This is a genomic window from Caulobacter sp. GW821-FHT11E10 (assembly GCF_058808375.1).
In genome coordinates this window covers 1-11409 of the sequence record NZ_JBXARP010000005.1, presented here as the reverse complement: position 1 = coordinate 11409, position 11409 = coordinate 1, and the positions used below count along the sequence as shown (strand labels likewise).

The window sequence follows — 11409 nt, the reverse complement described above, 5'->3', positions numbered from 1 at the left end:
CTACTTGCGCTGATCGACGATCTCGAGCGCCGCGCCGGTGTTGCCGGCTTCGCTGAGATCGGGCTTGCCGACGTGAATGATGACGCGAGCCGGAGCGGCCCGCTCGAAGGCGTTGGCCTCCAGCCGGACGACCTGGACGCCGTCCAGCTTCATCGACGGCTGCCCCGGCGCCACGTCCCGAAAGGCCGAGCCGCTGATCCGCACCTGCGGCCCGAAGGTGCTCTCATCGACCCCGCCGCGCAGGATGTCGAAGGCGGGTGCGCCCAGGCGGGCGAACTGGCTGGCGGTGACGTCGATCTTCTCAACGCCGTAGATGCCGAAATTGTCGGTCTCGCCCGTGATCTGCAGCACCGCGCCGCTGATGTCGGAGAAGCGCGAACCGCGGATCGTCACGTGGTCGGCGAAGGTGTTCTTCTCGCCCTTCAGCACCGCGAAGGCCTTGTTGACCTTGAGGTCCGCGACCTCGCTGTCGACCAGCTCGACCGCATAGTTGTTCAGCGGATAGCTCGGGTTCACCCGGATCATGGCGTTGCCGACCGCGTCCGGCGCATTGGCGCCCGACAGGCGCAGGCCCTGCAGCTTCAGAGAGCCTCGCCCTACCAGGCTGAACAGGGTCGAACGATCGAAGGTCACGACCGGCCTGGCGCCCTTCTCGGCGCGAAAGGTCAGGGGCTGGCTGACCTCGACCACGCGGCCTTCGGCATAGTCGCCGGCGGCCAGTTCAATGACATCGCCGGCCTTGGCCTTGGCGGCGGCGGCCGACAGCTGGTCCTGGCCCGGCTTGATCTTGAGGACGCGGCCACTGTCGAAGGCCACGGTCTGATCGCCCTTCGGATACCAGGCCACGCCGGTCTCCTCGCGCTTCAGCAGCCTGACGGGCTCGCCTAGGCCAAGCGCCTTGCGGGCGGCGGCGTCGGGATAGACCCGGCCGTCCGGCAAGGTTTCGCGGCCGATCGTCCGGGTCTCGAAACCCGCCGCGCCGGCCGGCGGCGCGACGCCGTCGACCACGTTGCCCGCGAAAGCAAGGCCGTCGATCGGCGCCATGGCCTTGAAGACGGCTTTGCCGCTCGAACCCAGGAAGACATTGCCCGTCATGGCGCTCTGGGCCGGCGGCAGGGTGCGTTCCTGGTCCGCGCCAGCGCCGAACAGCACCTCCTTCACATCGACGAAGACGTTCTTCTCGATACGGGCGTTGAGCACCTGATTGTAGCGGTTGATCGGCGAGTTCGGCACGCCGTTCATCATCACCAGGGCGCTGGTGAAGTCGCTGCCGCCCAGCCCCTGAAAGTAGTTGTTGCGCACGGTCTGGTCGGCGTTGATCACCCGGACACCGCCGGTGTGGGGCACGCCGCCGCCCAGGAAGACGTTGTCCTCGACCAGGTTGCCGTTGCCATGGCGCAGCACCAGCGCGCCCTGGGAGCGCACGAAGACGTTGCGGCGATAGATGTTGCCGCCCGACTTGCTCGAGATGATCTCGCCCTCGCCGCTGCAGCCTTCGAAATAGTTGTCCTCGACGACCGTGAGAGAGTTGGTCAGCGAATATTCGCTGGTGCCGACCCGGATGGTCTCGCCGCCGTTCGAACCCAGCGGCGGGCGCGGACCAAAATAGTTGTGGTCGATGCGATGGTTGTTCTGCTGGCTCTCGGCCGAGTTCAGCACCACGGCCAGGGTGACGCCGCTGTTCAGCTTGCCCTGCAGGTGGACGTGATCGACGCGGTTGTTCTTGCCGTAGAGGCCGATCCAGTAATCGACGGCCGCGCGGTCGGGATTGTTGAAGCCATCGATCACCGTCTCGGTGACACGGGAATCGTAGGCCAGGGTCTTGCTGTCACGCCGGAACGAGATGACCTCGGGCGAAGGGCTATGGCCATCCTTGAAGGTCAGGCCCGAGACGACCAGGTGACGACCGCCGATGCGCAGGTTCGATTTGCCGGAGATGACGACCTTGCCGGCGGTCTGGGCCCGCAAGGTAATCGGCTTGGCGGCCGTCCCCTCGCCCGTGAACACCATCTCGAAGTCGCGCCAGACGCCGTTGGCCAGAATCACGGAATCCCCGGCCGTGGAGGCCTTCACGGCCGCCTTGTACTCCTCGGGCGTCTTGACCAGACGATCGGCCGCATAGGCATGGATCGAGCCGGCCAGCATGCCCAGACCCGCAAGGACGGCGAGACTTCTCACGCGCATGTTTCCCACCCGATGTTCTCCCCAAGGATCGACGTGACGGCGACCTCTGTTGAGGCGCAGGCTAGAGCAGCGGACCGCGCTGTCAACCAGATTGCCAGCCAATTTCAGAAATTACTCGGATAATTGGTCGACCATAATGGAGGCATTTTCCACCAAACGGGTCGGCCAGACGGTTGACACGATGGTCGCGGATGCTAGCGTCCCCGACAATTCAAAGATCTCCGGCCGTTCCGGAGGCGTAAGGGGGAACCGCGATGGCTGGGCCATTCCGACTCAAGAACACCATGCTTCCGCGAGGCCGCGCGCGCCTGGCCTTGATGATGGCCAGCGCCGCCCTGCCGCTGCTGGCGGGCGCCGCCCACGCCCAAAACACCCCCTCGGCCAAGCCCGCCGACCAGGTCGAAGAAGTCGTCGTCACCGGCATCCGCGCGACCCTGCGCAACTCGGTCGAGCTCAAGCGCAACACGACGGCCATCGTCGACGCCTTGGCGCCGGGCGAAATCGGCGACATTCCCGCCCTGTCGATCTCGGAAGCGATCGAGACGATCACCGGCGCGGCCAGCCACCGCCTGAAGGGCAGCGGCTCGGAAATCTCGATCCGTGGCCTCGGTCCGTTCCTGGGCTTCTCGACCTTCAACGGCCGTGAAGTCACCAATGGCAGCGGCGACCGCTCGGTGAACTTCCAGCAGTTCCCGTCGGAGCTGGTCAACCAGGTCCTGGTCTACAAGTCGCAGCAGGCCGACCTGCTGGAAGGTGGCACCTCGGGCCTGACCGAGCTGCGCTCGTTGCGTCCACTCGACTACGGCAAGCGGCGGATCGTGGTGGAGGGCAAGCTCAACTACAACCCGACCCTGGATCGTCTGAACAAGGAGAACGGCCTCGGCTATCGGGGCTCGGTCTCGTACGTGAACAAGTGGAAGGTCGGCGGTGGCGACCTCGGCCTCTCGTTCGGCTATCAGCGCTTCGACTCCTCGAACCCCGAGGAAAGCTATCTGCCCAGCTCGACGATCCAGGCCTGCGACGGCCGCATCGCGACCCCGACCGGCGACTGCACCCAACTGCGCCAGCAGCAGCTCGCGGCCGATCCGAAGATCCCGTTCTACCTGGTCTCCAACAGCCTGACCTATCGCTCGCAGAACGAGAACGAGTACCGCGACGCGGCCATCGCCCACGTCCAGTGGCGGCCCAACGACCGCATGGAGGTCAATGTCGACTACGAGTGGTCGGGCAAACGCTATATCGAGGATCGCCACGACCTGATCCTGACCGACGGCCGTCGCCAGCTGACCAACCGCGTCGTCGACGAGGACGGCGCCCTACTCGCCTATGACGGCGTCAGCCGTCTGGAAGCCCAGAACCTGATCCGTCGCCGCGCCGAGGAATATAACGGCGGCGGCTTTAGCCTGGCCTATGACTTCACCGATCGCCTGACGATCTCGACGGACCTGTCGTTCTCCAAGACCCACCGCAACGAGCAGGACTTCCAGACCCGCCTGCAAACCGGTCCGACCGACGTCAACGGCGTCAACACCGGCCTGAACACCGGCCGCGTCGCCTATCACTTCAACACCGCTGGCCTGCGGGTCCCAGAGATCACCTTCCAGGCGGGCTTCAACCCGAACAACGCCGACCTGTTCTCGGCCAACGCCTATGCCCGCCGTCCGATGTCGGACCGCGTGGACCAGGCCAAGGCCGCGCGGATCGATCTGGACTACGCGGTTGGCGGCGATTTCATCACCAAGGTCGACGCCGGCGTCCGCTTCGGCGAGCACCAGCGCCAATCGGACCTGTCGAACACCAACAATATCGAAACCTACACGGCCGCACAGGCGATCGCGGCCAACAAGGCCTGCCGCATCCCCTTCATCCAGAAGGACTGGATGTCCAGTGAGCCCGGCAAGAACGTCGGCGGCTCGTGGGCGACCTTCGACGGCGCCTGCATGTATCACTTCCTGACCGGCACGGCGGACCTGGGCCCGGCGGCCGATCCGCGCTCGACCGACGACGTCGACGTCACCGAACGCACCCAGGCCGCCTATGCGATGGCCAGCTTCGACACCGAGGCCGGCGGCCGTCGCCTGCACGGCAACTTCGGCGTCCGGGCGGTCAAGACCAACGTGAAGTCGCTCGGCTATCGCTCGGCCTTCGACGTCGTCAACAACACCGACGGCACCGTCTCGCTGGTCCCCGTGGCCGGCACGCTGGAAACCCAGGTCGTCAAGGCCGACTACACCCGCATCCTGCCCAGCGTGAACGTCATCTACGACCTCAAGGACGACGTCCTGCTGCGCGGCGCGGTCTACAAGGCCATGACCCGCTTCAACATCGAAGACCTGAACGCCGGCCGCACCTTCCCGGCCTTCCGCGGCACCGAGCGCTTCACCACGCTTGAGCAAGCGCTCTCGACCGGCGTCTCGGGCGGCAGCCCGGGCCTGGAGCCGCTGGACTCCTGGAACTTCGACGTGTCGCTGGAGTGGTACCTCGCCAAGGACACCACGGTCTCGCTGGCCGCCTACTACAAGCAGTTCCAAGGTTCATCGCAGCCGGCGATCTTCAATGAGCCTTTCACCATCGATGGCGTCACGGTCACGGTGCCGGTCAGCCAGCGGATCAAGGACAACGACAAGAGCGGGCTGCACGGCATCGAGCTGACCGCTCAGACCCGCTTTTCGTTCCTGCCCGCGCCGTTCGACGGCTTCGGCGCCAAGGGCAGCGTCAACTGGGCGGAGACCGACTTCGAGACGATCGATCCGGTCCTGGGCGAGCAGTTCAACGCCACGACCGGCGAGACCTATCCAGGCTTCCTGCCCCCGGCCTCGATCTTCGGGTTCTCCAAGTGGGTGATCTCGGGGACGGTCTATTGGGAGCAAGGCCCGCTGCGCCTGGCGGCGACCTACAAGTACCGCTCCCGCTACTACCAGCCGACCGCCGGCGCTTCGGCCAACCGCTTCGTCGAGGACTTCAACTACGTCGACCTGTCGGCCTCGTACGACATCCGCAAGAACCTCGAAGCCAAGCTTGAGGTGCAGAATGTCTTCGACGAACCGCAGGACATGAGCCGTCCGGTCCGCAACATGAACGGCCTGCTCTCCTCCACCGGCCCCAAGGTCTTCCTGGGCCTGAAGGCCACCTTCTAACCCCTTGCCTCCTCCTGCCCGGCGGTCTCCTTCGGCCGTCGGGCATCTTTTCTTCTTGAGGAAAAGCTTCTAGTCTTTGGCTGACCAATTTGTCAGCCCTTTCGATTCCCAGCTCACGAGACCCATGTCGCAGCGCCGCATCTACATGGACTTGGCCGACCAGATCCTGGCCATGATCGATAGCGGGGAGTTCCCGCCCGGCACCCGCTTGCCGCCCGAACGGGAGCTTGCCGCACGGCTGGGCGTCAGCCGCCCGATGCTGCGCGAAGCCGTCATCGCCCTCGAAGTGATGGGCCGGGTCGAGGTCAAGACCGGCTCGGGCGTTGTGGTCTGCAGGCCCAAGCGCGGCGGCTCTGAATGGATGCGCCATGTCGGCCCCTTCGAGCTGACCCAGGCCCGCGCCGCCATCGAGAGCGAGGCCGCCGGCGTGGCCGCTTCGGTGATCACCGACGAAGAACTGGAACAGCTGGACGAGATCCTGCGCCGCATGGTCGCCGCCGATGGCGTCGATGAAGCCGCCGCCCAGGCCGCCGACCGCGAGTTCCACATGAGCATCGCCCGCGCCACCCGCAACGAGGTGATGGTCGGCATGATCGAGCAGATGTGGGAAATCCGCGCCCAGTCGCCCGAGTGCCGGCGCGTCTATGGCCTCGTCTGCGGCGAGCACTCCGGCCAGCGCCAGTCCGAACACCAGGGCATCTTCGACGGGCTCAAGGCCCGCGACGCCGATCGGGCCCGCGCCGCCATGCGCGGCCACTTCTCGCGCCTGCTGGAAACGCTGCTGAACGCGGTCGAGAGCGAAGCCATCCGCGAGGTGCGCCTGCGCTTGTCGGAAAGCCGCGCCCGTTTCCTGATGGGCGAGGCGAAGGTCGCGGGCTGAAGCCCGCGCCTTCCTCTATTTCGTCCTACTTGCCTTCGACCTGGCTGACGTCGCGCACCGCGCCGCGCGCGGCGTTGGTGGTCATGGCCGCATAGGCGCGCAGCGCCGGCGAGACCTCGCGCTTGCGGTCGAGCGGCTTCCAGGCGTCCTTGCCTCGGGCCAGTTGGGCCGCGCGGCGGTCGGCCAGGACAGCGTCCGAGACTTCCAGGGTGATACCGCGGTTGGGGATGTCGATCAGGATCGGATCGCCCGTCTCGACCAGGGCGATCAGACCGCCCTCGCCCGCTTCCGGCGAGACGTGACCAATCGACAGGCCCGAGGTTCCGCCCGAGAAACGGCCGTCGGTGATCAGGGCGCAAGCCGCGCCCAGGCCCTTCGATTTCAGATAGGTGGTCGGGTACAGCATCTCCTGCATGCCCGGTCCGCCCTTGGGGCCTTCGTAGCGGATGACCACGACGTCGCCGGCCACGACCTTGCCGCCCAGGATGCCGCTGACAGCCTCGTCCTGGCTCTCGAAGACCTTGGCCTTGCCGCTGAACTTCAGGATCGACTCGTCGACCCCGGCCGTCTTCACGATGCAGCCTTCCGGCGCGAGATTGCCGAACAGAACGGCCAAGCCGCCGTCCTTCGAGAACGGATGCTCGACCGAGCGGATCACGCCCGTCTCACGGTCCAGGTCCAGCTCTTCCCAGCGCGCGGCCTGACTGAAGGCGATCTGGGTCGGCTTTCCGCCTGGCGCGGCGCTGAACAGGTCGCGGGCCGTCTGGCTGTTAGTGCGGCCGATGTCCCACCGGCTCAGCGCCTCCGCCATGGTGGCGGCGTGAACGGTCGGCTGGCTGGCGTCGATCAGGCCGCCGCGCTCCAGCTCGCCCAGGATGGCCATGACACCGCCGGCGCGGTGGACGTCTTCCATGTGCACGTCGGCCTTGGCCGGCGCCACCTTGGACAGGCAGGGCACGCGGCGCGACAGGCGGTCGATGTCTTCCATCTTGAAATCGACACCGCCCTCGCTGGCGGCCGCCAGAAGGTGCAGGACGGTGTTGGTCGAGCCGCCCATGGCGATATCCAGGCTCATGGCGTTCTCGAACGCCTCGCGCGTGGCGATGCCGCGCGGCAGGGCGGTCGCGTCCTCCTGCTCGTACCAGCGCTGGCAAAGGTCCACGACTAGGCGGCCGGCCTCCTTGAACAGGGCTTCGCGGTCGGCGTGAGTCGCCAGGACCGAACCGTTGCCCGGCAGCGACAGGCCCAGGGCCTCGGTCAGGCAGTTCATCGAATTGGCCGTGAACATGCCCGAGCACGAACCGCAGGTCGGACAGGCCGCCTTCTCGATCGCGGCGACTTCCTCGTCGGAATACTTGTCGTCGGCGGCGACGACCATGGCGTCAACCAGGTCCAGCGAACGGATCGCGCCCTTGATCATCACCTTGCCGGCCTCCATCGGACCGCCCGAGACGAAGACGACCGGGATGTTCAGCCGCATAGCGGCCATCAGCATGCCGGGTGTGATCTTGTCGCAGTTGGAGATGCAGACGATCGCGTCGGCGCAGTGGGCGTTGACCATGTACTCGACGCTGTCGGCGATCAGTTCGCGGCTGGGCAGCGAGTAGAGCATCCCGCCATGGCCCATCGCGATGCCGTCGTCGACCGCGATCGTATTGAATTCCTTGGCCACGCCCCCGGCCGCCTCGATCTCGCGGGCGACCAGCTGACCCAGGTCCTTCAGGTGCACGTGGCCCGGGACGAACTGGGTGAAGCTGTTGGCGACGGCGATGATCGGTTTGCCGAAGTCCTCGTCCTTCATGCCGGTGGCGCGCCACAGGCCGCGCGCGCCGGCCATGTTGCGGCCGTGGGTGGAGGTTCGCGAGCGATAGGGAGGCATGGGAGATCTCACTGTTGAGAGTGTGGTTTCTAGGCCCGTTGGCTACACTCTCAAAATATATTAATAGGCCACCATTAGGTCGTGCGAGATATTATATGGACACTCGGCAACTTCGTCACTTCGCCGCCGTGGCCGAAACCCTGCACTTCGGGCGCGCCGCCGAGCGGCTGCGCATGACCCAGCCGCCGCTCAGTCAGTCGATCATGAACCTTGAGCGGACCCTCGGCGCGCCGCTCTTCGTCCGCACGAAACGCAATGTGCGGCTCAGCCCGCTCGGCGAACAATGGCTGCCGCACGTGCTGGAGGCTCTCGCCGCCCTGGACGCGTTGCCCACAACGGCCCGGCACATGCGCGACGGCCAGACCGGCTATTTGGCGCTCTCGTTCGTCAGCACGGCGGACTACAGCGTACTGCCCTCGCTGGTGCGCCGCTATTCCCAGGCCTATCCGGAAGTCGAGATCCGGCTTTTCGAGGCGACCAGCGACCTTCAGATCCCGGCGATCGTCGACGGCGAGCGCCACGCGGGCATCATCATTCCGCCGGCCGACCAGCCCTTGCCTCCATCCCTGGCCTACCGCCGGCTGCTGCGGGAGCCGCTGGTGGCGGCCGCGCCCAGCGCCTGGTTCGACGAGGGGCGGTTCCGCAGCGAGACAGAGCTGTCGAACGAAGAAGTGCTGGCCTCGCCGCTGATCCTGTTTCCAAAACAGGTTGCGCCGGCCTTCCACGACCTGGTCACCGGCTACTACGCCGCCTTGGGCGGTTCGGCGCGGGTCGTCCAGGAAGCCATCCAGATGCAGACCATCATCAGCCTGGTCTCCAGCGGCCTTGGCATCGCCCTGGTGCCCGCGTCGCTGCGTAATCTGGCCAGGTCGGGCGTGCGTTACGTGCCCCTGGCCGGCGTCGCGCCCGAGCTCGAGACGGGCGTGATCTGGCGCCGGGGCGAGATCTCTCCCACGCTGGCCAACTTCCTGAACCTGCTGGACGCGCCCGCCCCATAGGAAAAAGGCGGAGACGCAACGCGCCCCCGCCCCTGGTTCTGTCGTGAAGCCGCTCGGATCAGCCGAAGGTGAATTGGCCGCCCATGAGGGTGAACTGGCCGCCCTGGTAGCCGCTCGACGGCCCGTAGGTGCCGATCAGGCTGATGTCGAAGTTCGCGCCATCGGCCAGGTCCAGCAGGAAGGCGTCGTTGGCCTTGGCGTAGACGCCGGTGTCGGACGCAACGGCTTCCGACAGCAGCCAGCCCACCATGGCGGCCTTCGCGCCCAGATCGTCGTGGCCGTAGGCGGCGAAGTAGTCGGCCCGCGTGCCGGCGTGACCGTCCACCGGCACCGAGGCGTCGAGGATCAGGTGGATCTTTTCGTCCGAAGCGGCCGAGCCGAAGATCTCGGCATAGGCCTTCTTTGTGGCGTCGAACAGGCTCAGCGCGCCGTAGTTCGCCGTGAACGCGGCCTTGCCTTCACCATCGTGGCCGAGGTTGACCGCGAAGTTGATGTACCGGTTGTCGGTGTTGAAGTTCTGATAGTAGGCCGAGTTCAGGTTGAAGGCGTTCGCGCCGTTGGGCGAGACCAGGTAGTCCAGGCCGGCCAGCGACGGGATCTTCCCGGTGAAGAACTGGTAGGTCATGGTCGCGACCGAGGTGGTCTCGGCGGCGGCCCCGATGATACGGCCCAGCGCGGCGTCCGCCGTGATCGCCTTGGCGGCCAGCTGAGCACCCAGGTCGGCCACGAAATTGGTCTGGACGTCCGGGGCGACCTCGACGCGCATGATGTTTTCATACGCGGCCAGCAGGGCCTTGGTGGCCATGTCAGCGCTGACGTCGGTGATCTTCACCGTCTTGTCGGAGAACTGCAGGAACTGGATGTTCTTCAGCGTGTCGACGCCGTCCGGACGACCGTTACGCAGGTCGGAGACCGTCCAGGTGCCGTCGCTATTCGCCTTCCAGCTATAGTCGGCGGCCTTGCCCGAGTAGATGGAGGTGTTCTCGCCGCCACCGCCGTCGATAGTGTCGTCGCCGCCAGCGCCCGTGATCTTGTTGTCGATGGCGTTGCCGATGATCGAGTCCGCGCCCTTGCCGGCGACAACGTCGGAAACCAGGTTGTTGTGGTCGCCGTCGCTCACATAGTAGGCGTTGGCGATGTTGCCGACAGCGGCGTGCGAGGTGCCGAACGCACCCAGCATGGCCAGCTGCTTCGAGGACGTGATCGTCCAGTGGCCGGGCTCCAGGTCGACCTTCAGGTCGTTGCTGTAGTCCGAGAAATCGTAGGTGGTGCGCGCGCCGGCCGTCCAGACCGTCATGAACACCTTGTTGGCGCCCGGAGCGCCTTGACCGACGCCGTTCAGGAAGAGTTCGCCCGTCGTCGAGCTCCACTTCATGACCACGTTCTTGCCCACGTCCGAGAACTGGGCGCCGTACAGCGCCTGCAGGGCCCGGATGTCGTCCATCATATAGGTCGAGGGGTAGTCCCAGGTCCCGTTCTGATAGCCGGTGGTCAGCGTGGCGCCGACATACGAGCGGTAGCTCATCACCGTATATTCGAGGGAGTCGTGGTCGGTCGGCATCACGCCGAATGCTCCGACGGCCTCCTGGGCGTGCTTCAGACCCAGAGCGTGACCCGTTTCATGCAGCAGGGTCATCCAGCCGTAGTTGCCCTTGACCGGATTGGCCAGACTGGTGCGAGTCCCGCTGAGCCAGACGTCGCCGCCCTCGCTGACCATATCAGGCAGATACGCCCAGGCGGTCGTCACCTTGGTCGAAGCGCCGTAGCGGATCGTCGCGTCGGAGACCGCGCTGCCGGTGGCTTCGGTGAAATTGACGCAGGCGGCGCAGGCGCAGCCGGCCAGGATCGTCCGCACCGCATTCTGTTGCGCGAGGTTGAGCGCCGAGAAGCTGACCCCGGACTCGCCCGAGCCATAGTTGCTTCCGTAGTCACTCGACGACGTGGGGAAGCTGAAGGTCAGGGAATCCCCGGCCCAGCGGGCTCCCGCCAGGAGGCCGTCGATGTAGGCGTTGCCCGAAGGCTTGATAGCAACGGTAGTGGCCATCGATCTCATCTCGCAATCTGATCTGTGCAGACAGCGAAAGAGATAGAGTTAAATGCTTAATTCGCGGGCTATGAGCGTAGTTAAACGGAATAAGTACTGATTTATGGAGTGTGAACGCTGACATATACCGGGATATCGTCGTTCTTTATTATGTTTTGCTATAGTTTACTTAAATTAATATTCACGGAAGTGAATCTTCATAAACCATGCGATGCGGCGGCCCGCCGCACCCGCCCTCCTCCACGCCAAGCCAATCGCGCAAAGGAAAGGGGGAGCGGTTGCCCACT

At 65.6% G+C, this 11409-nt stretch carries 6 protein-coding genes; 3 read left to right on the top strand and 3 right to left on the bottom strand.

What is annotated here, in order from left to right; translation table 11 throughout:
- The gene (locus tag AC1RRV_RS11175) at positions 1-2178 is read right to left on the bottom strand and encodes a polysaccharide lyase 6 family protein (RefSeq protein WP_492859695.1); all 2178 of its coding nucleotides are present in this window, start codon (positions 2176-2178) and stop codon (positions 1-3) included.
- 260 nt (positions 2179-2438) lie between these two features.
- On the opposite strand from AC1RRV_RS11175, the gene AC1RRV_RS11170 reads away from it, so the two are divergent.
- Positions 2439-5321, top strand: a complete 2883-nt coding sequence (locus AC1RRV_RS11170; protein ID WP_492859693.1) for a TonB-dependent receptor — start codon at positions 2439-2441, stop codon at positions 5319-5321.
- Positions 5322-5445: 124 nt separating this feature from the next.
- Positions 5446-6201: a FadR/GntR family transcriptional regulator gene (locus AC1RRV_RS11165; protein WP_492859692.1), complete on the top strand. Its 756-nt coding sequence runs from the start codon at positions 5446-5448 to the stop codon at positions 6199-6201.
- A gap of 25 nt (positions 6202-6226) precedes the next feature.
- Here the strand turns inward: AC1RRV_RS11165 and ilvD are convergent, their stop codons facing one another.
- On the bottom strand, positions 6227-8080 hold the full coding sequence (ilvD, locus tag AC1RRV_RS11160) for a dihydroxy-acid dehydratase (protein WP_492859691.1): 1854 nt from the start codon (positions 8078-8080) through the stop codon (positions 6227-6229).
- A 95-nt stretch (positions 8081-8175) separates the two neighbouring features.
- Here ilvD and AC1RRV_RS11155 point away from each other — a divergent pair, with 95 nt between their 5' ends.
- Entirely contained in the window at positions 8176-9078 is a 903-nt protein-coding gene (locus AC1RRV_RS11155; protein WP_492859689.1) for a LysR family transcriptional regulator, read from the top strand.
- Between the two features lie 58 nt (positions 9079-9136).
- On the opposite strand, the gene AC1RRV_RS11150 is transcribed toward AC1RRV_RS11155, so the two are convergent.
- Complete coding sequence (locus AC1RRV_RS11150) at positions 9137-11122, bottom strand: hypothetical protein (RefSeq protein WP_492859688.1); 1986 nt, start codon at positions 11120-11122, stop codon at positions 9137-9139.
- Positions 11123-11409 lie beyond the last annotated feature (287 nt).